The sequence below is a fragment of the Pseudothioclava arenosa genome, from assembly GCF_002358085.1.
GTDB classification, from domain to species: domain Bacteria; phylum Pseudomonadota; class Alphaproteobacteria; order Rhodobacterales; family Rhodobacteraceae; genus Pseudothioclava; species Pseudothioclava arenosa.
In genome coordinates, this window is the sequence record NZ_NTJD01000007.1 from 66,092 (window position 1) to 91,916 (window position 25,825).

The 25,825-nt window shown below is 66.8% G+C and carries 26 protein-coding genes; 19 read left to right on the plus strand and 7 right to left on the minus strand.

Annotated elements, in window-relative coordinates; all coding sequences use genetic code 11:
• Window positions 1–14 precede the first annotated feature (14 nt).
• The 4 genes from CLN94_RS10070 to CLN94_RS10085 are packed head-to-tail and all read right to left on the minus strand — an operon-like array spanning window position 15 to window position 4,560.
• The gene (locus CLN94_RS10070; protein WP_096433792.1) at window positions 15–1,601 is read right to left on the minus strand and encodes a gamma-glutamyltransferase family protein; all 1,587 of its coding nucleotides are present in this window, start codon (window positions 1,599–1,601) and stop codon (window positions 15–17) included.
• Window positions 1,602–1,604: 3 nt separating this feature from the next.
• Window positions 1,605–2,930, minus strand: coding sequence for a TRAP transporter large permease (locus CLN94_RS10075; protein ID WP_096433794.1), 1,326 nt, complete (start codon window positions 2,928–2,930; stop codon window positions 1,605–1,607).
• A 15-nt stretch (window positions 2,931–2,945) separates the two neighbouring features.
• Window positions 2,946–3,476 (minus strand): TRAP transporter small permease subunit, encoded by a 531-nt coding sequence (locus CLN94_RS10080; RefSeq protein WP_096433796.1) that lies wholly within the window; start codon window positions 3,474–3,476, stop codon window positions 2,946–2,948.
• Window positions 3,477–3,480: 4 nt separating this feature from the next.
• Window positions 3,481–4,560, minus strand: a complete 1,080-nt coding sequence (locus tag CLN94_RS10085; protein ID WP_096433798.1) for a TRAP transporter substrate-binding protein — start codon at window positions 4,558–4,560, stop codon at window positions 3,481–3,483.
• Between the two features lie 441 nt (window positions 4,561–5,001).
• Between CLN94_RS10085 and CLN94_RS10090 the strand changes: the two genes are divergently transcribed.
• The 8 genes from CLN94_RS10090 (at window position 5,002) to CLN94_RS10125 (ending at window position 13,835) form a co-directional block, all read left to right on the plus strand.
• Window positions 5,002–5,724: a FadR/GntR family transcriptional regulator gene (locus CLN94_RS10090; RefSeq protein WP_096433800.1), complete on the plus strand. Its 723-nt coding sequence runs from the start codon at window positions 5,002–5,004 to the stop codon at window positions 5,722–5,724.
• Window positions 5,717–6,736: an ABC transporter ATP-binding protein gene (locus CLN94_RS10095; RefSeq protein ID WP_218837246.1), complete on the plus strand. Its 1,020-nt coding sequence runs from the start codon at window positions 5,717–5,719 to the stop codon at window positions 6,734–6,736. The genes CLN94_RS10090 and CLN94_RS10095 overlap by 8 nt, the downstream gene beginning before the upstream one ends.
• Window positions 6,733–7,845 (plus strand): ABC transporter ATP-binding protein, encoded by a 1,113-nt coding sequence (locus CLN94_RS10100; RefSeq protein ID WP_096433802.1) that lies wholly within the window; start codon window positions 6,733–6,735, stop codon window positions 7,843–7,845. The genes CLN94_RS10095 and CLN94_RS10100 overlap by 4 nt, the downstream gene beginning before the upstream one ends.
• 18 nt (window positions 7,846–7,863) lie before the next feature.
• Entirely contained in the window at window positions 7,864–9,372 is a 1,509-nt protein-coding gene (locus tag CLN94_RS10105) for an ABC transporter substrate-binding protein (RefSeq protein ID WP_096433804.1), read from the plus strand.
• A 61-nt stretch (window positions 9,373–9,433) separates the two neighbouring features.
• On the plus strand, window positions 9,434–10,381 hold the full coding sequence (locus CLN94_RS10110) for an ABC transporter permease (protein WP_096433806.1): 948 nt from the start codon (window positions 9,434–9,436) through the stop codon (window positions 10,379–10,381).
• Window positions 10,378–11,247 (plus strand): ABC transporter permease, encoded by an 870-nt coding sequence (locus CLN94_RS10115; RefSeq protein WP_096433808.1) that lies wholly within the window; start codon window positions 10,378–10,380, stop codon window positions 11,245–11,247. The genes CLN94_RS10110 and CLN94_RS10115 overlap by 4 nt, the downstream gene beginning before the upstream one ends.
• Before the next feature lie 45 nt (window positions 11,248–11,292).
• Window positions 11,293–13,083, plus strand: a complete 1,791-nt coding sequence (locus CLN94_RS10120; protein WP_096433811.1) for a gamma-glutamyltransferase family protein — start codon at window positions 11,293–11,295, stop codon at window positions 13,081–13,083.
• A 14-nt stretch (window positions 13,084–13,097) separates the two neighbouring features.
• On the plus strand, window positions 13,098–13,835 hold the full coding sequence (locus tag CLN94_RS10125) for a DUF1028 domain-containing protein (RefSeq protein ID WP_096433813.1): 738 nt from the start codon (window positions 13,098–13,100) through the stop codon (window positions 13,833–13,835).
• Window positions 13,836–13,862: 27 nt separating this feature from the next.
• On the opposite strand, the gene CLN94_RS10130 is transcribed toward CLN94_RS10125, so the two are convergent.
• Complete coding sequence (locus tag CLN94_RS10130; RefSeq protein ID WP_218837247.1) at window positions 13,863–14,492, minus strand: cupin domain-containing protein; 630 nt, start codon at window positions 14,490–14,492, stop codon at window positions 13,863–13,865.
• A gap of 148 nt (window positions 14,493–14,640) precedes the next feature.
• On the opposite strand from CLN94_RS10130, the gene CLN94_RS10135 reads away from it, so the two are divergent.
• The 7 genes from CLN94_RS10135 (at window position 14,641) to CLN94_RS10165 (ending at window position 21,884) form a co-directional block, all read left to right on the plus strand.
• A complete protein-coding gene (locus tag CLN94_RS10135) occupies window positions 14,641–15,825 on the plus strand; it encodes a branched-chain amino acid ABC transporter substrate-binding protein (RefSeq protein WP_096433815.1) in 1,185 nt (394 codons plus the stop codon).
• Between the two features lie 72 nt (window positions 15,826–15,897).
• Window positions 15,898–16,818 (plus strand): branched-chain amino acid ABC transporter permease, encoded by a 921-nt coding sequence (locus tag CLN94_RS10140; protein WP_096433817.1) that lies wholly within the window; start codon window positions 15,898–15,900, stop codon window positions 16,816–16,818.
• 50 nt (window positions 16,819–16,868) lie between these two features.
• On the plus strand, window positions 16,869–18,002 hold the full coding sequence (locus CLN94_RS10145; protein ID WP_218837248.1) for a branched-chain amino acid ABC transporter permease: 1,134 nt from the start codon (window positions 16,869–16,871) through the stop codon (window positions 18,000–18,002).
• The gene (locus CLN94_RS10150; protein ID WP_096433821.1) at window positions 17,999–18,775 is read left to right on the plus strand and encodes an ABC transporter ATP-binding protein; all 777 of its coding nucleotides are present in this window, start codon (window positions 17,999–18,001) and stop codon (window positions 18,773–18,775) included. Before CLN94_RS10145 ends, CLN94_RS10150 begins: the two co-directional genes overlap by 4 nt.
• Window positions 18,775–19,482: an ABC transporter ATP-binding protein gene (locus tag CLN94_RS10155; RefSeq protein WP_096433823.1), complete on the plus strand. Its 708-nt coding sequence runs from the start codon at window positions 18,775–18,777 to the stop codon at window positions 19,480–19,482. The genes CLN94_RS10150 and CLN94_RS10155 overlap by 1 nt, the downstream gene beginning before the upstream one ends.
• Before the next feature lie 4 nt (window positions 19,483–19,486).
• Window positions 19,487–20,584 carry a M20 family metallopeptidase gene (locus CLN94_RS10160; protein WP_245845190.1) on the plus strand — a complete coding sequence of 366 codons (1,098 nt, stop codon included), beginning with the start codon at window positions 19,487–19,489 and terminating at the stop codon, window positions 20,582–20,584.
• Window position 20,585: 1 nt separating this feature from the next.
• A complete protein-coding gene (locus CLN94_RS10165; protein ID WP_179300286.1) occupies window positions 20,586–21,884 on the plus strand; it encodes an amidase in 1,299 nt (432 codons plus the stop codon).
• A 9-nt stretch (window positions 21,885–21,893) separates the two neighbouring features.
• Here the strand turns inward: CLN94_RS10165 and CLN94_RS10170 are convergent, their stop codons facing one another.
• Window positions 21,894–22,142 carry a hypothetical protein gene (locus CLN94_RS10170; protein WP_096433829.1) on the minus strand — a complete coding sequence of 83 codons (249 nt, stop codon included), beginning with the start codon at window positions 22,140–22,142 and terminating at the stop codon, window positions 21,894–21,896.
• 125 nt (window positions 22,143–22,267) lie between these two features.
• Here CLN94_RS10170 and CLN94_RS10175 point away from each other — a divergent pair, with 125 nt between their 5' ends.
• The 3 genes from CLN94_RS10175 to CLN94_RS10185 all read left to right on the plus strand — a co-directional run bounded on the left by CLN94_RS10175 (window position 22,268) and on the right by CLN94_RS10185 (window position 23,788).
• Entirely contained in the window at window positions 22,268–23,029 is a 762-nt protein-coding gene (locus CLN94_RS10175) for a M48 family metallopeptidase (protein WP_245845192.1), read from the plus strand.
• A gap of 150 nt (window positions 23,030–23,179) precedes the next feature.
• Window positions 23,180–23,515, plus strand: coding sequence for a DUF6455 family protein (locus CLN94_RS10180; protein WP_143598905.1), 336 nt, complete (start codon window positions 23,180–23,182; stop codon window positions 23,513–23,515).
• Between the two features lie 3 nt (window positions 23,516–23,518).
• Window positions 23,519–23,788, plus strand: coding sequence for a DUF6455 family protein (locus CLN94_RS10185; protein WP_096433833.1), 270 nt, complete (start codon window positions 23,519–23,521; stop codon window positions 23,786–23,788).
• Between the two features lie 17 nt (window positions 23,789–23,805).
• On the opposite strand, the gene CLN94_RS10190 is transcribed toward CLN94_RS10185, so the two are convergent.
• A complete protein-coding gene (locus CLN94_RS10190) occupies window positions 23,806–24,591 on the minus strand; it encodes an SDR family oxidoreductase (RefSeq protein ID WP_096433835.1) in 786 nt (261 codons plus the stop codon).
• A gap of 251 nt (window positions 24,592–24,842) precedes the next feature.
• Here CLN94_RS10190 and CLN94_RS10195 point away from each other — a divergent pair, with 251 nt between their 5' ends.
• Window positions 24,843–25,790, plus strand: coding sequence for a TAXI family TRAP transporter solute-binding subunit (locus CLN94_RS10195; protein WP_096433837.1), 948 nt, complete (start codon window positions 24,843–24,845; stop codon window positions 25,788–25,790).
• The last annotated feature ends 35 nt before the right edge of the window (window positions 25,791–25,825 follow it).

Consider the following 25,825-nt stretch of genomic DNA (forward strand, 5'->3'; position numbering starts at 1 on the left):
GGTTACTCTAATGGTTAAAAGCTCAGCGCGGCGCCATCGGCGCGCGGATCGGTGGCAGCTTCGAAAAGCCCGTTCGGGTGGCGCAGCACAGCGCCGGCATGGCCCGCGAGATCCGAGAAGGCGTCGATCATCTCGACCTGGTGGCCCGCCGTGCGCAGCGCCGCGACCAGATCGGGGTCAACGCGCGCCTCCAGCTTGAGCGACGTCGTGTTGTCGCCCCAGGTCTTGCCCAAGAGCCAGCGCGGCGCCGTCACCGCGGCCTGCAGGTCCATGCCGAATTGCGCATAGCGGGTGAAAACGGCCGATTGCGTCTGCGGCTGGCCCTCGCCGCCCATCGTGCCATAGGCCATCACGCGGCCATCGGGCAGATGCGCGAGCGCGGGGTTGAGCGTGTGGAACGGGCGCTTGCCCGGCGCGAGCTGGTTCGGCCCCGGCTGCAACGAGAACCCCGCGCCGCGGTTCTGAAAGAACACGCCCGTGTCGGGACAGGTCAGGCCCGAGCCGAACTCCCAGAACACGCTTTGGATGAAGCTGACAACGGTGCCGTCGCGGTCGGCCGCGCCCATCCAGATCGTGTCGCCCTGTTTCGGTTCATAGGGCCACTCAAGCGCGGTGCCTCGGTCGATCCGGGCGGCCATGGCGTCGAGCCGGTCATCGGCGAGCCAGTCCTGCGCGGGTTCGCGCATCGTGGCCGGGTCGCCGAGCTCGGCGTTGCGCAGGAGGAAGGCCTGCTTGGTGGCCTCGATCAGCCCGTGAATGTGGTCGAACCCCTCGCCCTCGGTCACGCCGAGCCGGTCGAAGACGCCCAGAATCATCAGCGAGGCGATGCCCTGCGTCGGCGGTGTCATGTTGAAAAGCCTGCCTTGCGAGGTGGTGACCTCGAGCGGCGCGACCTCTTGCGCGCGATAGGCGGCGAAATCACCTGCGCGCAGCGGGCTGCCCTGCGCCTCGAGGAAGGTGCCGTGCAGTTTGGCCAGCGGCCCGTCGTAGAAGCTGCGCAGGCCATTCTCGGCCAGATGGGTCAGCGTGCGCGCCAGCGCCGGCTGCACCAGTCGCGCGCCCGGCGCGGGCACGTCGCCGTCGATCAGGAAGGTCTCGGCAAAGCCCGGCACGTCCTTTAGCCCGTCGAGTTTCTCGGCAGTGGTGCGGCTCTGGTTGCCGGTTACCGCGATCCCGTCGCGGGCATAGTCGATGGCGCGGCCCAGCAGTTGCGACAGCGGCAGGCGCCGCTCGGGGGCGACGAGGGCCAGTGCCGCCTCCCAGCCGCCGATGGTGCCGGGCACGGTCAGCGCGGCCTGCCCGCCGCGTGCGGGGATCGCGTTGATGTGGCCGCGTTCGGCATACCACTCGGGCGTCGCCAGCGCGGCGGCATGCCCGCCCGCGAAAATCCCCACCGGTGCTTCGCCGGGGCGGTGGATCAGCCAGAAGCCATCGCCGCCGATCCCGTTCATATGCGGGTAGGTCACCGCGATGGTCGAGGCGGCGGCCACCATCGCCTCGATCGCGCTGCCGCCGGCGGCGAGGATTTCCTGGCCGGCGAGGGCCGCCGCGCGATGAGGAGCCGAGATCGCGCCGTTATAGCCGAGGGCGGAGTAAAGCATGGGTTACCATCCGATCAGATTGGGCAGCCAGGTCGTGAGCTGCGGGAAGAAATAGACCAGCGCGAGCCCCAGGAGCTGCAGGCCGATGAAGGGGATGACGCCGCGATAGATGTCGCTGGTTTTCACCGAGGGCGGCGCCACGCCCTTGAGGAAGAACAGCGACCAGCCAAAGGGCGGCGTCAGAAAGGAGGTTTGCAGGTTGACCGCGACCAGGATCGAAATCCAGGCCATGTCCACCCCCGCCGCATGGAAGATCGGCAGAAACAGCGGCAGCGCGATATAGGAAATCTCGATCCATTCGAGGAAGAATCCCAGCACGAACAGGAGCACCATCAGGAAAAAGATCTGCCCGCTCAGCCCGCCCGGGACGGCGCTGAAGGCGTCTTGCACCAACCGCTCACCGCCGAGCCCGCGGAAGGCGAGGCCGAAGGGTTGGGCGAAGATCAGGATCAGGAACACCATCGCACTGGTCACGAAGGCCGAGCGGACCGTGTCGCGCAGCACCGCGAAATTCAGCCGCCCCGAGCCCGCCGCCAGCAGGATCGAACCGAAGGCGCCCATCGAGGCGGCCTCGGTCGGCGCGGCGATGCCACCGATGATCGAGCCCAGCACCGCGACGATCAACAGGATCGGCGGCGCCACTACCTTGACCAGTTTCACCGCGATGTCGCGGCGGCTGTAGGCGGCGCGCTCCTCGGCGGGAATGGCGGGAACTTTCTCGGGGCTGAGAAGGCCGAGGATCAGCACATAGGCCACAAACAGCCCCGACAGCAGCAGTCCCGGCACCAGCGCCGCGGCAAACAGCGTGCCCACGGATTCGCCGGTGATATCGGCCAGCAGGATCAGCACGAGGCTCGGCGGGATGATCTGACCGAGCGTCCCTGAGGCGCAGATCACCCCGGTGGCGACGCCCTTGTCATAGCCGCGCCGGATGATCGGCCCGAGCGCGATCAGCCCGACCGTGACCACGGTCGCCCCCACCACGCCCGAGGCCGCGCCCATCAGCACGCCCACCAGGATGATCGCCAGCGCCATGCCGCCGCGCACCCCGCCCATCGCGAGGCCGATGACCTCTAGTAAGTTCTCGGCGATCTTGGATCGCTCCAGCATGATCCCCATGAAGATGAACAGCGGCAGCGCCAGCAGCGTGTAATTCGTGACCACGCCATAGATCCGCGCGGGCAAGAGTGAAAACAGCCCCGGGCCGAACCCCGCATAGCCGAAGACAAGCCCGGTCAGGCCAAGGCAGACCGCGACGGGCAGCCCGCCGAGGAGGAGGAGAAAGAAGGCCCCGATCATGCTCAGGGCAAGGATTTCATTCACGGGCATCGGCAGGGGATTCCATCAGATTGCGCCTTTGCGGCGGGTGATCCGGGCGATCAGCCGGGTAAGGCTTTCGGCCGTCATCGCGACGGCCTGCAGGGCAAGCAGGGCAAAGGCCGCGGGGATCGCCGCCTTCAGGAGATAACGATAGGGCAGGCCGCCGGGGTCGGGCGAACCTTCGGAGATCGCGTAGCTGCTTTGCACGTAAGACAGCGACAGCCAGCCGACGATCACCGCGATCGCGCCAAGCGCGAGGTTCGAGACGAGGTCGATGAAGGCCTGCATCCCGCGCGGCATCTGCGCGTAAAAGATATCGACGCGCACTTCGCCGCCCTGGTTCAGCCCGTAAGACATGCCGAACAGCGCGCCCACGGCCATCAGGTGCCATTCCCCCTCCTGAAGGGCGACCGAGCCGAAGGAAAAGAAATAGCGAAACAGCACGTTCAGCGCGACGAGGATCACCAGCGCAAGCCCGGTCCAGGCCGCGATCTGCCCGGTGATGCGAACGGTGCCCCCGGCACCGCTCGCGATTTTATGGAGGAGGCCCGTCATCGTCTCAGGCCGGCAGGTTGTGATAGGGCTTTTCCGAGATCGCCGCCCATTCGCGGTGCTCGGCGCGGAAGGCCATGAAGGCGTCATGCACCTTTTTCGTCGCCGGATCAGCGGCGGCACCCTCGGCCAGAACCTCTTCGGTCACCTTGCGCAGCTCGGCCACGACATCCTCGGGCAGCACGCCCGCGATCACGCCCGAATTCTCGACCAGATCCTTGAGCGCAGCGGCGTTGTTGGCCTCGCACCAGGTGTGGCTTTCGAGGTTGCACGCCATCGCCGCGGTCGAGACGATCGCCTGAAGGTCGGCGGGCAGGCTATCCCAGGCGACCTTACCGATCAGCAGTTCGGTGACGTTCGAGGGCTCGTGCCAGCCGGTGGTATAGTAGTATTTCGCGGCGTTCTGCAGGCCGAGGCGACGATCCTGATAGGGACCGACGAATTCCGCCGCGTCGATCACGCCGCGTTCGAGCGCCGGGAAGATCTCGCCGCCGGGCAGCAGCTTCACGTCGACGCCGAGCTTGGCATAGACCTTGCCGGCCAGCCCGGGGATCCGCATCTTGAGGTTCTGGAAATCGGCGACGCTCTCGATCGGCTTGCGGAACCAGCCTGTCATCTGCACGCCGGTGTTGCCCATCGGCAGCGCCTTGAGGCCAAGGGGGGCATAAAGCTCGTCCCAGAGCTCCATGCCGCCGCCGTGATAGAGCCAGGCGTTCATGCCCTGGAAGTTCAGGCCGAAGGGCACGGTGGTGAAATACTGCGCCGCCGGGATCTTGCCGGCCCAGAAATAGGCGTTGGCCGCGTTCATCTCGACCGCGCCCGAGCGCACCGCATCAAAGCCTTCGAGCGCCGGGATCAGCTCGCCCGCCGCGAAATGCTGGATCTTGAGCCGACCGTCCGACATCGCCTCGACCTTCTTGCAGAAATCGGTCGGGCTGCCGGGGCCTTCGACGTAGAAGGGCGACCCGGGGCCATAGGCGTTGGTCATTTTCCAGTTGAAGCTGGTCTGGGCGTGGGCGACCGACGGGGCGGCGAGCGGCGCCACGGCCATCGTGGCCCCTGCGGCGAGGAATTTACGTCTGTCCATTGGCTGTCCTTTCATGGGGAGGTGTGACGCTTTCTTTAAGGGGCAGCCTTGGATGTGGAGCTAGAGAATTCGGCTCATTTATCGTGATTGGCTATAGATTGTATACGAAATTGACCATTAAAGACATTAATGTGCATGAAATTTGCGCGAAGTTGAGACCAAACAGGCCGGTGATCTTAGATTTTTGACGAGTTTTTGAGGGGCTGTCTGAGGAAAGGTTCGGATTGGTTGCGAGAGATTCGCGAAATGCGATTCGTGGCGAGGAGATGGCCCAGCTTCCGGGCTTTCGCGCCAAATTCATTCATTTGTTGCGAAAAATGCGCCCGTTTTTGCGGGCAGGCGCGAAAATATTGTGCAGATTTTCGCCTGATCGGATTTCTGCATTGACAATACGGTCAAGGAATATCCAGCCTGATCGAACCAAAGCATGAATGGTTCGCTATGTCGGTCACTGAAAATACAATCCTTGAAGCCGGAAGCTTCGCAGATGTGCTCCGCCAGCTACGCCGCCTGGTCACCAGCGGTGAGATGCCGGAGGACGGCAAGTTGCCCACCGAGCGCGAGATGGCCGAGACGCTTGGCGTCGGGCGCCGCGCGGTGCGCCGTGCGCTTGAGGCGCTTGAGTCCGAGGGGCTGGTCTGGCGCAAGCAGGGCAAGGGCACCTTCATCGGTCAGCCGCCGGATCCGACGGGCGCTCTGGCGGCGGCGATCGCGGGCCAGACCCGCGCCTCCGAAGTGGCTGAGGCGCGGCTTTACATCGAACCGGCGCTGGCGGGGCTTTGCGCCGCGCGTGCCAAACCCGATGACGTGCGCCGGATGCGGGTGCTGGTCGAGCGCATTCACCAGACTGCCGATCGCAACGCAGCCGAGCTTTGGGATGGTGCGCTGCACCGGATGATTGCGCGCACGGCGGGCAACCGCGTGCTGCTGACGGCGTTTTCACTGCTTGATGAGATCCGCGCCTCGGACGTCTGGCGGGAGCTGCGGGAAAAGGCGCGCGACCCGGGATCGAATGAACTTTATTTCCAGCAGCACATGCAGCTGGTCGATTGCATCGAACGCGGTGACGTGATCGGCGCCGAAGAGGCGATGCGCGCCCATCTCAATACGCTTTCCGAGCGGATGCGTCACGCGATCGAAGACAGCGAGGCCGGTGATGACTGAGGGGGCGATGACGGAAGCCGGGCCGCTGCTCGAGATCTCGGACCTCTCGATCCGCTTCGGCGGCGCGCCGAGCAACCTTGTCGACGGGCTGTCGCTGCGGCTCTCGGCGGGCGAGACGCTGTGCATCGTGGGCGAGTCGGGCTGTGGCAAGTCGCTGACGGCGCTGGCGCTGATGGGGCTGTTGCCGATGCCGCCGGCGCGGCGGATGTCGGGGCGGGCGGTGTTCGAGGGGCGCGACCTGTTCGAGCTGTCTCTGGACCAGCTTAAGGATATTCGCGGCGACCGGATGGCAATGATCTTCCAGGAGCCGATGACCTCGCTGAACCCGGCGATCAAGGTCGGTGAACAGATCGCGGAATCGGTGCGCCGCCACCGCGGCGTGAGCCGCGCCGAGGCGCGCGCCCATGCGCTCGAGATGCTGTGTCGGGTGCGGATTCCGGCGCCCGAGAAGCGGCTGGATGAATATCCGCACCAGATGTCGGGCGGCATGCGCCAGCGTGCGATGATCGCGATGGCGCTGGCCAACGACCCGGCGCTGCTGATCGCGGACGAGCCGACGACCGCGCTCGATGTGACGGTGCAGGCGCAGGTGCTCGACCTGATGCGCGCCTTGCAGCAGGAAAGCGGCGCGGCGCTGATCATGATTACCCATGACCTCGGTGTGGTGGCGGAAATGGCCGATACGGTCGCGGTGATGTATGCCGGCCGCATCGTCGAGACCGGCCCCGTCGCGCGGATATTCGAAGACCCGCAGCACCCCTACACGATCGGGCTGATGAGCTCGATGCCCGACCTTGGCCCGCGCGGCGGGCGGTTGGTGACGATCCCGGGCGTGGTGCCGCCGGCCGACGCGATGCCCGAGGGCTGCCGCTTTGCCTCGCGCTGCCCCTTTGCCGCGCCGGCCTGTGCCGAGGCGCCGCCCTTGCGCGATCTGGCCGAGGGACACAGCGTGGCCTGCTGGCTGGCGCCGCTTGAAGCGGTGGAGCCCGGCGCAGCGGAAGAGGTGGCATGATGGACGGGCGCGATCTGATCCTCGAGACCCGCGCGCTCCGGCGCCGCTTCGTCACCCGCAAGCCGCTGTTCGGCCCGCCCGTCGAGGTGCGCGCGGTCGATGGCATCGACCTGCGGGTCCGGCGCGGCGAGACCTTTGCGATCGTGGGTGAATCCGGCTGTGGCAAATCCACCCTCGCGCGGATGCTTGTGCGGTTGATCGACCCGAGCGAGGGCGCGATCCGCTTCGAGAACCGCGACATCACCCGGCTCGAAGGCGCCGAGCTGCGCGAGATGCGCCGCCATCTGCAATTCATCTTCCAGGACCCCTTCGCCTCGCTCAATCCGCGGATGACGGTTGGCGCTCTGCTCGAAGAGCCGCTGCGCGCCCATGGTATCGGCACCCCCGAAGAGCGCCGCGCGCGCGTGGCCGAGCTGCTCGGGCGGGTGGGGCTCCTGCCGCAGCACGCGAGCCGATATCCGCATGAATTCTCGGGCGGCCAGCGCCAGCGCATCGGCATCGCCCGTGCGCTCGCGGTTTCGCCCAAGGTGCTGATCGGCGACGAGCCGGTCTCGGCGCTTGATGTCTCGATTCAGGCGCAGGTGGTGAACCTGTTGCAGGACCTGAAAGAGGAATTCGCGCTGACGCTGATCATCATCGCGCATGATCTGGCCGTGATCCGTCACATGGCCGATCGCGTGGGGGTGATGTATCTGGGCCAGCTGGTCGAGGTGGCCCCCGCCGATCAGCTGTTCACGCGCCCGCGCCATCCCTACACCGAGGCGCTCCTCTCCGCGATCCCGGTGCCGCGCGTCGGGGCGAAACGCGCGGCGCGGGCGCTTGAGGGCGATCCTCCGAACCCGATCGACCCGCCCTCGGGCTGCCGGTTCCATCCGCGCTGCCCCTATGCCACCGAGCTCTGCCGGACCACCGTCCCCGAGCTTGCGATCGGGGCGGATGGCGCGTCGGTCGCCTGCCACCGGGCGCAGGAGCTGACGTTGGAAGGCCTTGCGGCCGAAGGTGGTGGCCGTAGCCCGGATGCCGAGAAACGCTTCGCGCTCTATCGCGCGCGACGTTCTGAAAGAGAAGGGGCCAACCCTTCCTCCCCCTCACAACTTACCGAGATCTGACAAGGAGTTACCTCACCCATGGCACGTATAAGAACCGCGGCCCTTGCGACGGCGATGTGCCTCGCCGCCTCGGGCGCCTTCGCCGCCGATCTGCGGATCGGCCTTCAGGAAGACCCGGATGTCCTCGACCCGGATCAGTCGCGCACCTTCGTTGGGCGGATCGTCTATGCCTCGCTGTGCGACAAGCTGGTCGACATCACCCCCGGCCTCGAGATCATCCCGCAGCTGGCGACCAGCTGGGAATGGTCGGAGGATGGCATGGCGCTGACCATGAAACTGCGCGAGGGCGTGACCTTCCATGACGGCGAGCCCTTCAACGCCGCCGCCGTGGCCGCCAATATCGAGCGCAGCCAGACCATGCCGGAAAGCCGCCGCAAGTCCGAACTGAAATCCATCGCCTCGACCGAGGTGATCGACGACGCCACGATCAAGTTCAACCTGACCGCGCCCGACGCCACGCTGCTGGCGCAGCTGGCCGACCGCGCGGGGATGATGGTCGCGCCCAAGGCCGCGGCCGAGGTGGGCGTCGATTTCGGGCTGAACCCGGTTTGCTCGGGCCCCTTCACCTTCAAGGAGCGGGTGCAGCAGGACCGCATCGTCCTCGAGAAATTCGCCGATTACTGGAACGCCGACGCGATCCATTTCGACACCGTCACCTTCCTGCCGATCCCGGACACGACCGTGCGCCTTGCGAACCTGCGGGCGGGCGATCTGGACATGCTCGAGCGTCTGGCGGCGACCGATCTCGGTTCGGCCAAGGCGGATGCGGGCCTGACCGTCGCGCAGGCGGTGTCGCTGGGTTACCAGGGCATCACGCTCAACCTCGCCAATGGCGAGCGCGCCAAGAACCCGCTCGGCGAAAGCAAGCTGGTGCGTCAGGCGCTGTCGCTGGCGATCGACCGCGACGTGCTGAACCAGGTGGTGTTCGAGGGTGCCTTTGCGCCGGGCAACCAGCCCTTCCCGCCGAACTCGCCCTGGTATGACGCCGATTACCCGGTGGCGGCGCGCGATGTCGAAGCCGCCAAGGCCAAGCTGAAAGAGGCCGGTCTCGAGAGCGTCGACATCGAGGTGCAGGTCGCCAACAACCCGGTGCAGATGCAGCTGATGCAGGTCGTGCAGGCGATGGCGGCGGAAGCCGGGATCAACATCTCGCTGACCGCGAAGGAGTTTGCCACGCTGCTCAAGGACCAGTCCGCGGGCGATTACGTGGCCAGCCAGGTCGGTTGGTCGGGGCGTGTCGATCCCGATGGCAACATCCACCAGTTCGTGACCTGCAAGGGCGGGATCAATGACGCGAAGTTCTGCGATCCGGCGGTCGACGCGGCGTTGAACAAGGCGCGCACCACGACCGACATGGCCGAACGCAAGGCAGCCTATGACGCCGCGCAGGACGTGCTGATGGAGGAGCTGCCGCTGATCTACCTCTATCACCAGACCTGGATCTGGGCGCTCGACAAGAAGGTCTCGGGCTTTACCGCCTATCCGGACGGCATGATCCGTCTGGAAGGTGTGAGCTTCACCGAGTGATCGAAACCCGGGTCCGGCGCATGAGGTGCCGGACCCTCCCGAACCCGCCGGACCTATTGCCATGCTCGGTTTCCTGACCCGCCGCCTGCTGATCGCCATCCCGACGATCCTGCTGATCTCGATCTTCGTCTTCACGCTGCAAAAGCTCTTGCCGGGCGATCCGGTGCTGGCCATGGCCGGCGAAGAGCGCGACCCGGCGGTGATCGAGTTCCTGCGCGAGAAATATCGCCTCAACGACCCGATCTGGATGCAGTATTTCAACTGGATCGGCGGCGCGCTGACGGGTGACCTCGGGATTTCGCTGCGCACCCAGCAGCCGGTGCTGACGCTGATTGCCGAAAAGCTGCCGGTGACGATCCAGCTGGCGGTGATGGCGCTGGTGATCGCGCTGGTGATCGGGGTGCCGACCGGGGTTCTCTCGGCCTATCGCAAGGGCAGCGTGATCGACTGGGTGGCCAATATCGTCGCGCTCTCCGGTCTCTCGATCCCGAATTTCTGGCTGGGCATCATGCTGATCCTGCTGGTCTCGGTCAAACTCGGCTGGCTGCCGGCCTCGGGCTATGTGCCGCTGACCGAGGACCCGCTGCAGTCGATCCGCACGATGATCATGCCCGCCTTCGTGCTTGGCACGGGGCTGGCCGCGACGCTGATGCGCCACACGCGTTCGGCGATGCTGGGCGTGCTGCGCTCGGATTACGTGCGCACCGCGCGTGCCAAGGGGCTGGGCGAAAGCGTCGTCGTGCTCAAGCACGCGCTGCGCAACGCGCTGATCCCGATCGTCACGGTGACGACGCTGCTGTTCGGCGAGTTGCTGGCCGGCGCCGTGCTGACCGAACAGATCTTTACCATCCCGGGCTTCGGCAAGCTCGTGGTCGATGCCGTGTTCAACCGTGATTACGCGGTGGTGCAGGGGATCGTGCTGTGCACCGCCGTCGCCTTCATCGCGATGAACATCCTCGCCGATGCGATCTATCGCGTCCTCAACCCGCGCATGAGGGAAGAACAATGACCGCGATCACCGACCCGCAACTGGCGCAGCCCAAGACCCGCAGTCGGGTCTGGCGCAAGCTGCGCGCAAGCCCTTCGGCGCTGTTTGGCGCGGTGCTGGTGGGGTTCTTCGTGCTCGTCGCCGTGCTGGCGCCGGTGCTGCCGATCCCGGCCCCGCTCGAGACCGACTGGATGGCGGTGCGCAAGGGCCCGTCGCTGGCCCATCCGATGGGCACCGACGAGATCGGCCGCGATGTGCTCTCGCGGATGGTCTGGGGGGCGCAGGCCTCGCTGCTGGCCGGGGTCGTGTCGGTGCTGATCGCGCTGTTCATCGGGGTGCCGCTGGGGGTCGCTGCGGGCTATGCGCGGGGCTGGACCGACGCGATCATCAGCCGCGGCACCGAGGCGCTTCTGGCCGCGCCCTTCCTGATCCTCGCGATCGCGCTGGCGGCGTTTCTGGGGCCCTCGCTGAGCAACGCGATGATCGCGATCGGGCTCTCGGCGATGCCGGTCTTCGTGCGGCTCGCGCGCGGGCAGACGATGAGCGTGATGACCGAGGATTACGTCGAGAGCGCCCGCGTCATCGGCCTCAGCCACCGCGCGATCGTCTGGCGCTACATCCTGCCCAACATCTTCCCGCCGCTGCTGGTGCAGGCGACGCTGACGGTCGCCACCGCGATCATCGCCGAGGCCTCGCTGTCGTTCCTCGGGCTCGGGCAGCAACCGCCCGCGCCGTCCTGGGGCTCGATGCTGAACGTGGCCAAGAACTTCCTCGAACAGGCGCCCTGGATGGCGCTCTGGCCGGGCATCGCCATCTTCCTCGTGGTGCTGGGCTTCAACCTTCTGGGCGACGGGCTGCGCGATGCGCTCGACCCGCGCGAAAACTGATTACAAGGCGCCGGGTCTCCGGCCAAGTCCAAGGAAAAGACCGACATGACCTTTACCACCCGCCCTGAAATCACCGGGACTTTCGGCGTCGCGACCTCGACGCATTGGATCGCCTCGGCCGTGGGCATGAGCCTTCTGGAAAAAGGCGGCAACGCCTTTGACGCGGCGGTCGCGATGGGGCTCGTGCTGAATGTGGTCGAGCCGCATCTGAACGGCCCGCTGGGCGATTTGCCGGTAATCTTCCGCGCCGCGGGCGATGCCGAGCCTACGGTGATCTGCGGCCAGGGCGTGGCGCCCGCGCGCGCGACCATCGCGCATTACCGCAGCGAGGGGCTTGATATGATCCCGGGCTCGGGGCTCTTGGCGACGGTCACGCCGGGCGCTTTCGACGGCTGGATGCTGCTGTTGCGCGACCATGGTTCGATGAGCCTGCGCGAGGTGCTGGAGCCCGCGATCCATTACGCCGAGACCGGGCATCCGATGCTGCCGCGCGTGGCGGCGACGATTGCGGGGCTGGCCGATTTCTTCCGCGAGGAATGGCCGAGTTCGGCCGCGACCTGGCTGCCCCACGGCAAGGTGCCCGAGGCGGGCGACCTGTTCTGCAATCGGGATCTGGCCGCGACCTGGACCCGGCTTGTCGACGAGGCCGAGGCCGTCTCGGGGCGCGAGGCGCAGATCGACAAGGCGCGCGAGGTCTTTGCCCAGGGTTTCGTGGCCGAGGCGATCGACGCCTGGATGCAAGAGGCCTGCGTGATGGATGCCGCGGGCGGGCGGCGAAAGGGCGTGCTGAGCGGTCAGGACATGGCCGAGTGGCGCGCCAGCTACGAGCGCCCGCTCTCGGTCGATTACGGCGACTGGCAGGTCTACAAGACGGGGCCCTGGGGGCAGGGGCCGGGGCTGTTGCAATCGCTGCGCATCCTCGAGGGGTTCGACATCGGCGCGATGGACCCGATGGGCTCCGATTTCGTGCATACGATCACCGAGACGCTGAAGCTCTCGATGGCCGACCGCGAGGCCTATTACGGCGACCCCGATTTCGCCGAGATCCCGATGGAGGTGCTGCTGTCGCGCGACTATGCCGCGACGCGCCGGGCGCTGATCGGCCCGGAGGCCTCGCTTGAACAGCGCCCGGGCCGGGTGCCGGGGTTCGAGGCCTGGGCCGATGCCGCGATCGCGCGCGCCGCCGCGCAGACGCCCACCGAGGCTGGCGCCGGGGCGGGCGAGCCGACGATGGCGCATCTGACCGAGAAGCGCGGCGACACGGTGCATCTCGATGTGATTGACCGCTGGGGCAACATGGTCTCGGCCACGCCTTCGGGCGGCTGGCTGCAATCCTCGCCGGTGGTGCCGGGGCTGGGGATGCCGCTGAACAGCCGCGCGCAGATGTTCTGGCTCGAGGAAGGCCTGCCCACCTCGCTTGCGCCCAAGCGCCGTCCGCGCACCACGCTGACGCCCTCGATCGGGCTGCGCGGCGATGGTGCGGCGATGGCCTTCGGCACGCCCGGCGGCGACCAGCAGGACCAGTGGCAGCTGATCTTCTTCCTGCGGCTCGTGCATCAGACGCCGAACCTGCAGGCCGCGATCGACGCGCCGCTGTTCCATACCGCGCATAACCAAGCCTCGTTCTATCCGCGCGGCACCCGCCCCGGCCACCTGATGCTGGAGCCGAATTTCGGCGAGGCGACGATTGCCGAGCTGCGCCGCCGCGGTCACCGCATCGAGGTTGCCGAACCCTGGACGGTCGGCCGCCTGACCGCTGCGCAGCGCGACCCCTCGGGGCTGCTGCGCGCCGCCGCGACGCCGCGGCTGATGCAAGCCTATGCCGTCGGACGCTAAGAAGGCGAGCCCCCATGACCTGGTCCATCGTTGCTCGTGACCCCCTGACCGGCCAGTTCGGCGTGGCCGTCGCGACCCGCTTTTTCGCCGTCGGCTCGCTGGTGCCGCATGTGCGCGGCGAGCGCTGTGCCGTCGCCACGCAGGCCTTCGTCAGCCCGCTCTGGGGAATGGAGGCTGCCGATCGCCTGGCCGAGGGCGAGCTGCCCGAGGCGGTGGTTCTTGATCTCGTGCATCGCGACGCGGGCCAGTCGCAACGCCAGATCCACATGATCGACGCGCGCGGCAATATCGCGGCGCATACCGGCGCGAAATGCATCGACTGGTGCGGGCAGGTGCAGGCCGAGGGGGTCTCGGTCGCGGGCAACATGCTGGCCAATGGCCGGGTGATCGCGGACACGCTGGCCTGCTATCTCGACCATCCCGATCTGCCCTTTGCCGAGCGACTGATGACCGCGATGGAGGCGGGCGAAGCGGCGGGCGGCGACAAGCGCGGCAAGCAGGCGGCGGCGCTGCGCATTCACCGCAGCGAAGATTATCCCTGGCTCGATCTGCGCGTCGACGACCATCCCGATCCGCTGGCCGAGCTGCGCCGCCTTTATGACGTGGCGCAGGAGCGTTACCTCTTTGTTGCCGATGCGATGCCCACGCGGGCGAATTTCTCGGGTGTCACCGACCGCACCGAGATCGACGCGAAAATCGCCGCCGAAGAGGCGCGGCGCGCGGCGCTGAAAGCGGCGCCGGATGCCAGCTAGGCGGGCGGCGGCGGGATGGGCCGCGGCTCAGAAGGTCGCCGGCGTCGCGACCCAGAGAATCCGCGACGTGCCCGGATCGATGTTGCGATAGCGATGCGGCAGGTTCGAGGCGAAAAAGAAGCTGTCGCCCGGGCCGAGGAAATGGCTTTGCCCGTTCACGAACAGCTCGACCCGGCCCTGCAGGATGAACCCCAGTTCCTGACCGACATGCTGGATGTCGCCGCCGCTTTCGGCGCCGGGTTCGAGCGTGTGGATATTCGCGTCCAGCAGCAGCTCGGGGAAGGTCGGCGTCAGCCGCTCCAGCACGATCGCGCCGCTCGCCCCGCCATGACTGACCCGAACCGAGGGCCGCTCGTCGGCGCGCATCACGCTGATCTCGTCCTCGGCGCCGTCACTTGCGAACAGCGCCACGATCGAGGTGTCGAGGGCGGCCAGAATTCGGTGCAGCGTGCGCAGCGAGGGCGTGGCCTGATCGGTCTCGATCTTGGAGAGCATCGAGGGCGAGCAGCCGACCTCATCGGCCAGAACGCGCAGCGTCTTGCCTCGCGCCTTGCGCCGGTCGCGCAGCCGTGCGCCCAGATCCTGCATCGTGCTCTGCGCCGGTGCACCCCCGGCAGCTGTCATGGGGTCTTCGCGCTGCCCAATTTCCGTGCTCATCCGTCAAATCTCCGCTCAGGGAAGCGCCGGTTGTGAAAATAGATCAAATTTTTGACCTTAAATGGCCAAAAGTTGAATTCTATTCAAATTACTGAGTCACAATTTCCTCATGTCTCAATCTTCGTCAGGCAACCTTGAGGAAAGTGGAATGAAATTCAATACCAGAAAGAGCCTCCGCGCAGTCGTCTTTTCGGTCGGAACCTCGGCCAGCCTGCTTGCCGCGGTCGCCGCGCAGGCCAAGGATACGGTCGAGCTGGGCTTCATCGGGCCGCTGACCGGCGGTGTGTCGTCGATGGGCCTTGGCGGGCGCAACTCGGCCGAGCTGGCGGTGCAGCTGCGCAATGCCGACCCGAACTCGAAATACCATTACGAGCTGGTCGCGCTCGATGACGAGTGCAAGCCGAATGTCGGTGTGCAGGTCGCGACCAAGCTGGCGACCGACCGCAAGGTCGTGGGCACGATCGCGCATTACTGCTCGGCGGTGGCGATGGGGACGGTCGATGTCTATCACCGCTTCGGCCTGCCGATGACGGTCTGGGGCGCGGTGCTGCCCGACATCACCTATGGCAACGACTACCCCGAGATCACCCGCGTCAACGGCACGATGATCAACCAGAACGAAAAGGCCGCCTCGGTGATGACCGGGCTGGGCTACAAGACCTTTGCGATCATTCATGACACCACCGATTACGGCAAGGGTCACAACACCTATCTGACGCAGTTCCTGACCGAGGGCGGGGCGAGCGTGGTGGGCGCCTTTGGCGTCACCGCCGACCAGCAGGATTTCACCGCAGAGCTGACGCAGGTGAAGGCGCTGAACCCCGATGTGGTGGTCTATGCGGGCCTGACGCCCGGCGGCGTTCGGGTGCGTCAGCAGATGGAGAAGCTCGGCATCGAGGCGGTCTTCGAGGGCGTCTCGGGGATCAAGTCGGACGCTTTCTTCGAAGGGCTGGGCGGTGAGCTGGCCGAGGGCACGATGACCTTCCTCGAAGGCGCGCCGGCCGAGAAACTGCCTGGCGGGGCCTATTTCCTCAAGGAATACGAGGCCGCGGGCTTCGACAGCCCGCCCGAAGCCTACGGCCCCTTCGCCTTCGCGGCGATGGACCTCCTGATTGACGCCGTCGAGGCCTCGGGCCCCGACCGCAAGGCGATCGTCGAGTACATGGGCGGCGTGAAGGAGCATGCCTCGATCACCGGCCCGATCACCTTTGATGACCACGGCCAGAACACGGTCGCGCTGATCACCGCCTATGTGGCGCAGGACGGCAAATGGGTGGTCTGGGAAGACAGCGAATACGCCTCGGGCGCGCGCAAGCTGGTCGCGCCGAAATAAGCCTCAGGGCGCAATCGCGGCGGGCCGGAACGCACCGGCCCGCCCCAATTTCTCGGGAAGGAAGAGGCACGAATGGATTTCGGTCTGATCGCACAATACCTCGCCAATGGGATCTTGCTGGGCACCATGTACGCGCTTGTCGCGGTGGGGTTCACGCTGTTCTTCGGCGTGCTCGATGTCATCAAGTTCAGCCATGGCGACGTGCTGATGCTGGGCACGTTCATCGGCTTTACCGCCTGGCTCGGGCTTGAGGCGGTGGGCGTGACGAACCCCTGGCTGCAACTGGCGGGGGTGCTCCTGTGCAGTCTTGCGGGCACGGCCCTGATCGGGGCGGCGATCGCCAACTGGCTGATCCTGCCGCTCAAGAGGGCGCCGCAGCTCAATACGCTGCTGATCACGCTGATGCTGGGCACGGCGATCCGCGAGGCGGTGCGGCTGTTCTATCCGAACGGCTCGAACCCCAAGGCTTTTCCCGCGCTCCTGCCCGATGCCTCGGTCGAGATCGGCAGCTTCGCGCTGCGCGCCGACAGCGTGATCCTGGTGGTGTCGGGGCTGGCGCTGATCGGGGCGCTGAACCTTGTCATCAACCGCACGCGGCTGGGTCTGGCGATCCGCGCCGTCGCGCAGGACGAAGAGACCGCCCGCACGATGGGGATCAACTACACGCTCGTGGTGCTGGCGACCTTTGCGATCGGCTCGGGCGTGGCCGCCTTCGCGGGCATCATGAACGGGCTTTACTATAATGAAATCAACTTCGGGATGGGCCTGATCCTGGGCCTGATCGGATTTTCGGCGGCGATCGTCGGGGGTCTGGGCAACCTTTATGGCGCGATCCTCGGCGGCTTCCTGTTCGCGGGGCTGCAGGTGGTCGGATCGGCGCTTTTGCCCTTTGCCTCGGCCTACAAGGACGTCTTCGCCTTCGCGGTGGTGATCGCGCTGATGGCGTGGAAGCCGACCGGGCTGATCCCTGAACGTTCCAGCGACCGGGTGTGACACATATGACCGATATTTCTCTTGTTCAAACCGACCGCCCGCGGGGCTGGATGGCAGGTGCCTTGGTGGTTCTTGGTGCGGGGCACTATGGCTGGGCGCTGCTGATGGCCGAAGAGACCTGGCAAGTCGTGGGCCTGCTGGCGCTGGCGGGCATGGCGACGATCGCCGCCTACAAGACCGGCTTCGTGCGCCGTGTCGAGCGGGACTGGGCCGAGGCCGAACCGCAGCTCAACCGGCTGGCCTTTGCGGTGCTGATCGGGCTGATCCTGGTGCTGGCGGGCTCGCATTTCGCGCTGCTGATGATCTCGACGGTGCTGCTCTATTTCATCGCCTCGCTCGGGCTGAACATCCAGTTCGGCTTTACCGGGCTGGTGAATTTCGCGGGCGCGGCCTTCTTTGGCGCGGGCGCCTATACGGCGGCGGTGCTGGGGGCGCAGGCGCTGATCCCGCCGCTGCTGATCCTGATCGCGGGCGGCATCGTCGCGATGGCGATCAGCCTGCCATTGCTGGTACCGATCGTGCGCACGACGGGCCATTACGCGGCCGTCGTCACCATCGCCTTCGGTGTCCTGTTCCGCACCTTCCTCGAGGTGAACGAGATCCTCGGCGGGCCGCAGGGGTTGATGGTCGAGTCGATGAAGCTGCCGGGCTGGGATTTCTACAACGCCCCGAATCTGTTCGGCTTCGAGACCTCGTTCTACCTGAATTACGCGCTGATGGCGGCGGGTCTGGCGGCGCTGGTGTTCGCGCTGTTCCGCCGGCTCGAACGCAGCTGGATCGGGCTGCACATGGACGCAGTGCGGCTCGATGAAACTGCGGCGGCCTGCTTCGGCATCTCGGTGCGCAAGACCAAGATCCTCGCCTTCCTGCTCGGTAACCTGATCCTCGGGGTGAGCGGGGCGCTTTACGGGATGATGATTTCCTTCATCGCGCCAGCCTCCTTCACCTTCTCGGACAGCCTGCTTCTGGTGTCGATTGTCCTGCTTGGCGGTCTCGGCAGCCCCTGGGGCGGCGTGGTGGCGGCAACGATCGTCGTGCTCCTGCCCGAGAAGCTGCAACTGCTTCAGGAATACCGTTTCCTGCTGTTCTCGATCCTGGTGATCCTGGTGCTGCTGTTCCGCCCTGAGGGCCTGCTGCCGCGCCATCTGCGTAACTTCTTTCCGAACCGGAGGACCGGGGCATGAGCGAACCGCTGCTTGAATTCCGCAATGTGGTGAAACGCTTCGGCGGGGTGACCGCGCTCGATGATTTCTCGATGACGCTGGCCCCGCGCGAGATCCTCGGGCTGATCGGGCCGAACGGCTCGGGCAAGACCACCAGCTTCAACGTGCTGACCGGGATCTATGGGCCGAGCGCGGGGCAGGTGATGTTCGAGGGGCGCGACATCACCGGCGCCGATCCGCGCGCGGTCTACGAGGCCGGGATCGTGCGCACCTTCCAGCGCTCACGTCTGTGCCTGTCGCTGTCGATCTATGACAACATCATGATCGGCGACACGGCGCGGCTGACGCGGGGGCTGTGGTCGAACCTGATCTCGCGGCGCGGGCTCGAGAAACAGCTCGACATGACCCGGCGCACGGCGCGCGATCTGGTGGCGACGTTCTCGGCTGAGCTTGCCGACCGGATGGACGCGCCCGTGGGCTCGTTGCCGATGATCGAGCGGCGCCGCATCGAGATCTGCCGCGCGCTGATTTCGGGGCCGCGGCTGTTGCTGCTGGACGAACCCTCGGCCGGGATGACCCATGACGAAACCCACCAGCTGATGGACGACATTCTTGCTGTGCGCGCACGCGGCGAGGGGCTTTCGATCATCATCGTCGAGCACGAGATGGGCGTGATCGAGCGCATCACCGACCGCTGCATCGTGCTCAGCTATGGCCGCAAGATCGCCGAGGGCACCTATGCCGAGGTGGCCGCCGACAGCGAAGTGCAAAACGCCTATCTGGGAGCAGACTGATGGCCGGGATCGAAATTCGCAACCTGCGCGCCGCCTATGACAAGGCCGACGTGCTGCATGATGTCTCGCTCGATGTGACGCCGGGCAAGATCACCTGCCTGCTGGGCTCGAACGGGGCGGGCAAGTCTACGCTGATCCGCGCGATCCTCGGGCTGACGCCGCCCAACGCGGGCACGATCAAGCTGGAAGGCGAGGACATCACCGCGCTTCCGACCCACAAGGTGATCGCGCGCGGGATCGCCGCGATCCCTGAGGGGCGGCGGATGTTTCCCAAGATGAGCGTCGCCGAGAACCTGCGCCTCGGCGCCTACCAGCTGCGCGACGAGGCGCTGATCCGGCAGCGGCTTGATAAGGTCTATGCGCTGTTCCCGCGCCTGGCCGAGCGCCGCGACCAGCTCGCGGGCACGATGTCGGGTGGCGAGCAGGCGATGGTCTCGATCGGGCGCGGGCTGATGGGCGGGCCCAAGATCCTGCTGATCGACGAGCCTTCGCTGGGCCTTTCACCGCTTTACGTGAAAGAGAACTTCCGCATCATCCAGGGCATCCGCGACGAAGGCATCACCGTCTTCCTCGTCGAGCAGAACGTGCGCCAGACGCTGGCGATTTCCGATTACGGCTATGTCCTGTCGGGCGGCAAGCTGGTGGCGCAGGGCGTCGCGGCGGATCTGGCCTCGGATCAGGCCGTCCACGAAGCCTATTTCGGGTGATGTCATGGATGTGGTTGACCTCACGCGCCGCCTGATTGCCTTCGACACGATCAACCCGCCCGGGGTCGAGGCCGAGGCGATGGCGTTTTGCGCGGCGCTTCTTGAGGCGGGCGGGTTCACCTGCCGCCTCGTGCCGCAGGGGCCGGGGCGCAGCAATCTGGTTGCGGAAAAGGGCACGGGCGCGGGTCGCGCGCTGGCCTTCACCGGCCATCTCGATACGGTGCCGCTGGGCGCCGCGCCCTGGCGCCATCCGCCGCATGCGGGCGTGATCGAGGAGGGGCGCCTTTACGGGCGCGGCAGCACCGACATGAAGGGCGGCGTCGCCGCCTTCATCGTCGCCGCGCTTGGCGCGCCGGTGCCGCCCGGCGGGATCGTCCTGCTGCTGACCGCAGGCGAGGAAACCGGCAGCGACGGCGCCCGCGCGATCGTCGAGGCGGGCCCCTTGCCACCCATAGGCGCGCTGATCGTGGCTGAGCCCACCGAAAACCGAGCGGTGCCGGGCCACAAGGGCGCGCTCTGGCTGCGGCTGGTGTTTCATGGTGTCACCGCGCATGGCTCGGCGCCCGAAGCGGGCGTCAACGCGATCGAGGCGGCGATGGTGGCGCTGGCCGCGATCCGGCAGATCGACCTTGGGCCGGCGCATCCGGTGATGGGGCGGCCGACGCTGAATATCGGCACGATCGCGGGCGGGCTGAATACCAACTCGGTGCCCGACCGCTGCGAGGTGACGCTGGATCTGCGCTCGGTGCCGGGGGGCGATCATGCGCGACTGGTTGCGCAGCTGCGCGCCTGCCTGCCCGAAGGCAGCGAGCTGCATCGCATCGTCGATCTGCCCCCGGTCTGGACGGACCCCGCCGAGCCCTGGCTGGCGGGGCTCACGACGAAAAGCGCCGCGCGTTCGGGCCAACCCGTCGCGCCGAGCGCGATGAGCTATTTCACCGATGCCTCGATCTTCACGCCTGCGCTGGCCGAGGTGCCGACGGTAATCCTCGGGCCGGGGCGGGCCGAGCTGGCGCACAAGACGGATGAATACGTCTCTCTGGCGCGGCTGGAAGAGGCGGTCGCGATCTATCGCGACGCGCTCGACGACTGGGAGGGATAAGATGATGAAGGACCTTGCGCAGGAACTGCCGGGCGCGCTTGAGACGGTGCGGGCGATTGCGGACGGGCGGTTGAGCGCCGAGGCCGCGACGCGGGCGCGACTGGACCGCTGTGCCGCGCGCGAGCCCGGGATCGGTGCCTGGGTCGAGATCGACGCCGAGGGCGCGATTGCCGCCGCGCGCGCGCTCGATGCCGGGCCGATCCGCGGGCCGCTGCATGGCGTGGCGCTGGGCGTGAAAGACATTTTTGCCGTGCGCGACCTGCCTTGGCGCAGCGGCTCGCCAATCTGGCGGGGCCGCGTGGCCGAGTTCGACGCGCCCTCGGTTGCGCTGGCACGCGGGGCGGGGGCGGTGATCCTCGGTAAGACCGAGACCACGGAATTCGCGGGCTATCAGCCCTGCCGTACGCGCAACCCGGTGGTGCCGGGGGCGACGCCGGGGGGGTCTTCGTCGGGCTCGGCGGCGGCAGTGGCAGCGGGCATGGCGCCCTTGGCGTTGGGCACGCAGACTTCTGGCTCGATCATCCGCCCGGCCTCCTATTGCGGGGTGGTGGGATACAAACCTTCGTTCGACCTTGTCGATCCATCTGGCGTGAGCGTCTTTGCGCGGTCCTTCGATACGGTCGGGGTGTTCGCGCGCTCGGTGCCCGATGCGGCGCTGGCGATCGAGGCGCTGAGCGGGCTGCGACTGCAACCGGGCAGCACCGGCGCGCGCCCGACGGTTTCCGTGCTGAGAGGCCCGACCTGGGGCAAGGCCTCGGCGGAGTTGCAGCGCGTCTGGGCGGGCTTCGAGGCGCGGCTGCGCTATTGCGCGCCCAGCCCCTTCGATTCGGATATCCGCGCCGAGATGGCCGAGATCCCGGCACTGCATGCCCGGATCATGGCGGTCGAAGCGTCCGAGGCGCTGGCCTATGAACTCGCCACCGCCGAGGAGTTCCTGTCGGAAGGTTTGCGCGCCCAAATCGCCGAAGGCCGCGCGCAAAGCTCCGAGGAACGCCTTGCCGATCGTGCCGCGATGATCGCGTTCCGCCAGCGCATGATGGCGCGCACGGCGCCGGGCGATATCTGGCTCACGCCTGCCACGACGGGGGGCGCGCCGCCCTTTGAGACGGGCACGGGCGATCCGGCCTTCAACCGGCTCTGGTCGCTGCTGGGCTTTCCCTGCTGCACGGTGCCGATCCTCGAGGACGAGGCCGGGCGCCCGATCGGCGTTCAGGTGGTGGGGCGTCTTGGCGACGATGCGGCCGTGCTTGAGGTCGCCCACAGCCTGATGCTGCGCGCGCAGGAGAGTGTGCTGCTTTGAGGCGGGCGTTTACTTCTTCGTCACGTCCTTGAGGCGGTAAACGCCTTCGGGAAGGTTCAGCGCGGCGGCCAGTTCGCGCAGCTGCGCATGCGAAAAGGTGATCCGCTGCACCACATCGTTGTCGTCGACCTGCTCTACGGTCACGCAATCCTCGAAAGAGGCGATGGTGATGTCTTCCTGAAGGTAATCGCGCGGGTCATCGCCCTCGTCGACGAGGGTGATCACGGTGGCGTCGAATTCGTGCTCGATGGTGAACATGGGGTCAGCCTAGCGCGACGGGCGCGGCGCGGAAAGCGCAAAATCGCCTGTCACCGAAGCGTGAGACATCGCGCCTTTTCCGGCTCTCGCGCGCCGGGTAGACTGCGGCCAAACCGGGCAGGGGAATGGCGATGGCGGCAATCGGGCAGGCGGCATACACGGGGCAAAAGGGGCGCAATCTGGCGCTGGCGGGGCTGGTGCTGGCACTGCTTGCGGCCTGCGAGGCGCCGGTGCCGGGCGGGTCCGCGCCCGCCTATGCGCCTGCGCCCGATTTGCCGCCACCCGAGGTGCAGGTCGAGAATTTCATCTCGGTCGCGCGGCGGATGGAGCCGCAGATCGAGGCCGAATGCCGGGCGCGCACGCGCGGGCGCAATTGCGATTACCAGATCGTCGTCGACGACCGCCCGGACCAGCCCGCCAACGCCTTCCAGACCGAGGATAAATACGGCCGGCCGGTCGTGGGGTTCACGCTCGGGCTGATCGCCGAGGCCGCGAACCGGGACGAGCTGGCCTTTGTGATGGGGCACGAGGCCGCGCATCACATCGCCGGGCATCTGCAAAGCAAGACCCGCGACGCGGTGGCGGGGGCGCTGATTCTGGGTGTTCTGGCGGCGGCGGGCGGCGGCGATGCAGGTGCGATCAGCCGGGCGCAGGACCTCGGTGCCTCGGTCGGCGCGCGGACCTATTCCAAGGATTACGAGCTGGAGGCCGACGAGCTGGGCACCGTCATCACCTGGAACGCGGGCTATGACCCGCTGCGGGGCGCGCAGTTCTTCACGCGGATTCCCGATCCGGGCAATCGCTTCCTGGGCACCCATCCGGCGAACCGGCTGCGCATGGATGTGGTGCGCGCGACCGTCGAGGCACTGCGCGCGGGGCAGCTCTAGGCTGGTTTCCGGGCGCGGACTGCGCAGATTTTCGCCATTCCTGTGTTTCGGGCCCGCTTCACGCGGGTTGATCCGCTTGCGCTTGATCTAGGTCATGGAGGCTCCGGAGGCGTGGCCGCAGGCTGGCGCAACATCAGCTGGAGCAAGGTTATGTTTGGAAACCGAGTCCTCAACCGTCATGCGGCGCTCATGAACCGGATGGCCGAAACCCTTGGCGTCGATCTCGAAGAGGCGCTGCGCCGGGGGTCGTTGAGTTCCGAGGAATGGCGCGATGCGCTCGTGTCCTGTGCAAGCTGCGACGATCCAACCGGGTGCGTGCACTGGCTTGGCGAGCATGGCGCGCCCGAAGACCGTAGCTGCGGGGCGCCCGCAGATGAGGCCCCGGATTTCTGCAACAACCGGCTGATGATGGCGCGCCTGCGCACAACGCTTGAGAAGCTGGGGCCAATCGGGGCCCCGCGTGAACCTGCGCGCGTGGAGGACTAAGCAATGGGTATTCAGGGAAATATCGATCTGAATTTCTGGCTGACCCGGGCGCTGGCAAAGCGGCTCGGCGTGAACCTGACCGAGGCGATGCATAACGGGTTCCTGACCGAAGCCGAATTCGCCAAGATGATCACGGATTGCCGCTGCTGCGGCGAGAGCGACGGCTGCCTGGCCGTTCTGTCAGAGATCAACGGGCCGCTCGAAGAGCCGCCGGAATATTGCCGCAACGCGCAGATCCTGCGTGAACTGGCGGCGCTGGTGCGGCGCCACTGAGGCGCCGCCAAGAAGGCTCAGATACTCGGGATCATCCCGCCGTCGACCCGGATCACCGCGCCGGTGACGTATGAGGCGCGCTCGGACGCGAGAAAACAGACCATATCGGCATATTCCTGGGGGCGGCCATAACGCCTCAGCGGGATCGCAGCGCGGCTCTCGGCGCTGATCTCGTCGGGGCTGCGACCGGAGGCTTCGGCGCGTTTCGCATCCAGAAAGGCCACGCGCTCGGTCGCGATCCGGCCCGGCACCACGATATTCGCGGTGATGCCAAAGCGCCCGACCTCGGCAGCGAGAGTTTTCGACCAGCCGACGAGGCTCGCGCGGAGCGCATTCGACAGCGCGAGATTGGGGATCGGCGCGATGATCCCGGCCGAGGTCGAGGTGACGATCCGTCCCCAGCCGCGCGCGCGCATTCCCGGCAGCACCGCATCCGCGATCGCGATCACCGATAGCACCATGCTCTCGAACCCCGCACGCCAATTTTCCGGGGGCTGCCCTGCGGCGGGCCCGGGTGCGGGGCCGCCGGTGTTTGCAATCAGGATGTCGACGGGGCCAAGGCCCGCCTCGATCTCGGCGAGGGCGCCGGGAATACGGCCCGGATCGGCAAGGTCCCATGCGACGACAAGGGCCTCGCCGCCCGCCGCCGTGATCTGCGCGGCCAGCGCCTCCAGCTTGCCAAGGTTGCGCCCCGCCAGCGCGACGCGCGCGCCTTCCGCCGCCAGCGCCGTTGCGATCGCGCCGCCCAATCCGCCGCTCGCGCCATGCACCAGCGCGACCCGGCCCGTGATACCCAGATCCATGATTTCTCCTCCCTGTTCGGAGCGAGCATCCTCTGCGCGGCCCGCCTCTGTCCAGTTCGCCTCTTGCGGCGGTGCAGCAATGCCCCTGCGGCAAGCCCTTGATTGCAAAGGCCCGAGCGGAAATCGGCCAGAGCCGAAGCGGAACTCTGCCAGCTTTCTGCGCGCGATCCCGTGAAAACGATTGATCGGCGGCACGATCCGGAGAGGCTTGGGTATCCCGCGAGGAGGCGGGCCTAACTGGGAGGAAACCGATGTTTCACAACATCAAGCTCGGCGCCGTGGCCGCCGGCATTATCGCGCTGTCGGCGCCCGTCGCGCAGGGCAGCGAATTCATCAACATCCTGACCGGGGGCACTTCGGGCGTCTATTATCCGCTTGGCGTGGCGCTCTCGGATATCTATGCCAAGGGCATCGACGGTGCGCGCACGCAGGTGCAATCGACCAAGGCCTCGGTGGAAAACCTGAACCTGCTGCAGCAGGGCAAGGGCGAACTGGCCTTCGCGCTGGGCGACTCGGTGAAATACGCTTGGGAAGGCAATGCCGAGGTCGGCTTCAAGGCGCCGCTCGGCAAGCTGCGCGCGATCGCGGCGATCTATCCGAACGTGATCCAGATTGCGGCGCTCTCGGACACCGGCGCGGTGACGGTTGCGGACCTCAAGGGCAAGAGCCTCTCGGTCGGCGCGGCCAAATCGGGCACCGAGCTGAACGCCCGCGCGATCTTTGGCGCTTCAGGTCTGAGCTATGAAGACCTCGGCAAGCTCGAATACCTGCCGTTTGCGGAATCGGTCGAGCTGATGAAAAACCGCCAGCTGGACGCGACGCTGCAAAGCTCGGGTCTGGGCAATGCGGCGCTGAAGGACCTGGCGACCTCGCAGGCGATCACCTTCGTGTCGGTTCCGGCCGAAGTCGCCGAGAGCCTTGGCGCGCCCTATGTCGCGGGCATGATCCCGGCGGGCACCTACGAAGGCCAGACCGCCGATGTGCCCACCGTTGCGGTGGTGAACTTCCTCGTCACCCATGAGGATGTCTCGGAAGAGACCGCCTATCAGATGACGAAACTGCTGTTCGAAAACCTCGACACGCTGAAGGCCGCGCATTCGGCGGCGGGCGGCATTTCGGCCGAGGCTGCAGTTAAGGGCTCGCCCATTCCGATGCATCCGGGCGCCGAGCGTTACTACAAGGAACAGGGGCTGATGTAAGCCTCGACGGGCCTTCGGGCCCGACTTGGACCGGC

What these genes read in the sequence shown, in the direction of transcription:
- CLN94_RS10070 (WP_096433792.1), bottom strand. Translation starts at nt 1,601, where the DNA reads ATGCTTTACTCCGCCCTCGGCTATAACGGCGCGATCTCGGCTCCTCAT.
- CLN94_RS10075 (WP_096433794.1), bottom strand. Translation starts at nt 2,930, where the DNA reads ATGCCCGTGAATGAAATCCTTGCCCTGAGCATGATCGGGGCCTTCTTT.
- CLN94_RS10080 (WP_096433796.1), bottom strand. Translation starts at nt 3,476, where the DNA reads ATGACGGGCCTCCTCCATAAAATCGCGAGCGGTGCCGGGGGCACCGTT.
- CLN94_RS10085 (WP_096433798.1), bottom strand. Translation starts at nt 4,560, where the DNA reads ATGGACAGACGTAAATTCCTCGCCGCAGGGGCCACGATGGCCGTGGCG.
- CLN94_RS10090 (WP_096433800.1), top strand. Translation starts at nt 5,002, where the DNA reads ATGTCGGTCACTGAAAATACAATCCTTGAAGCCGGAAGCTTCGCAGAT.
- CLN94_RS10095 (WP_218837246.1), top strand. Translation starts at nt 5,717, where the DNA reads ATGACTGAGGGGGCGATGACGGAAGCCGGGCCGCTGCTCGAGATCTCG.
- CLN94_RS10100 (WP_096433802.1), top strand. Translation starts at nt 6,733, where the DNA reads ATGATGGACGGGCGCGATCTGATCCTCGAGACCCGCGCGCTCCGGCGC.
- CLN94_RS10105 (WP_096433804.1), top strand. Translation starts at nt 7,864, where the DNA reads ATGGCACGTATAAGAACCGCGGCCCTTGCGACGGCGATGTGCCTCGCC.
- CLN94_RS10110 (WP_096433806.1), top strand. Translation starts at nt 9,434, where the DNA reads ATGCTCGGTTTCCTGACCCGCCGCCTGCTGATCGCCATCCCGACGATC.
- CLN94_RS10115 (WP_096433808.1), top strand. Translation starts at nt 10,378, where the DNA reads ATGACCGCGATCACCGACCCGCAACTGGCGCAGCCCAAGACCCGCAGT.
- CLN94_RS10120 (WP_096433811.1), top strand. Translation starts at nt 11,293, where the DNA reads ATGACCTTTACCACCCGCCCTGAAATCACCGGGACTTTCGGCGTCGCG.
- CLN94_RS10125 (WP_096433813.1), top strand. Translation starts at nt 13,098, where the DNA reads ATGACCTGGTCCATCGTTGCTCGTGACCCCCTGACCGGCCAGTTCGGC.
- CLN94_RS10130 (WP_218837247.1), bottom strand. Translation starts at nt 14,492, where the DNA reads ATGAGCACGGAAATTGGGCAGCGCGAAGACCCCATGACAGCTGCCGGG.
- CLN94_RS10135 (WP_096433815.1), top strand. Translation starts at nt 14,641, where the DNA reads ATGAAATTCAATACCAGAAAGAGCCTCCGCGCAGTCGTCTTTTCGGTC.
- CLN94_RS10140 (WP_096433817.1), top strand. Translation starts at nt 15,898, where the DNA reads ATGGATTTCGGTCTGATCGCACAATACCTCGCCAATGGGATCTTGCTG.
- CLN94_RS10145 (WP_218837248.1), top strand. Translation starts at nt 16,869, where the DNA reads ATGGCAGGTGCCTTGGTGGTTCTTGGTGCGGGGCACTATGGCTGGGCG.
- CLN94_RS10150 (WP_096433821.1), top strand. Translation starts at nt 17,999, where the DNA reads ATGAGCGAACCGCTGCTTGAATTCCGCAATGTGGTGAAACGCTTCGGC.
- CLN94_RS10155 (WP_096433823.1), top strand. Translation starts at nt 18,775, where the DNA reads ATGGCCGGGATCGAAATTCGCAACCTGCGCGCCGCCTATGACAAGGCC.
- CLN94_RS10160 (WP_245845190.1), top strand. Translation starts at nt 19,487, where the DNA reads ATGGATGTGGTTGACCTCACGCGCCGCCTGATTGCCTTCGACACGATC.
- CLN94_RS10165 (WP_179300286.1), top strand. Translation starts at nt 20,586, where the DNA reads ATGATGAAGGACCTTGCGCAGGAACTGCCGGGCGCGCTTGAGACGGTG.
- CLN94_RS10170 (WP_096433829.1), bottom strand. Translation starts at nt 22,142, where the DNA reads ATGTTCACCATCGAGCACGAATTCGACGCCACCGTGATCACCCTCGTC.
- CLN94_RS10175 (WP_245845192.1), top strand. Translation starts at nt 22,268, where the DNA reads ATGGCGATGGCGGCAATCGGGCAGGCGGCATACACGGGGCAAAAGGGG.
- CLN94_RS10180 (WP_143598905.1), top strand. Translation starts at nt 23,180, where the DNA reads ATGTTTGGAAACCGAGTCCTCAACCGTCATGCGGCGCTCATGAACCGG.
- CLN94_RS10185 (WP_096433833.1), top strand. Translation starts at nt 23,519, where the DNA reads ATGGGTATTCAGGGAAATATCGATCTGAATTTCTGGCTGACCCGGGCG.
- CLN94_RS10190 (WP_096433835.1), bottom strand. Translation starts at nt 24,591, where the DNA reads ATGGATCTGGGTATCACGGGCCGGGTCGCGCTGGTGCATGGCGCGAGC.
- CLN94_RS10195 (WP_096433837.1), top strand. Translation starts at nt 24,843, where the DNA reads ATGTTTCACAACATCAAGCTCGGCGCCGTGGCCGCCGGCATTATCGCG.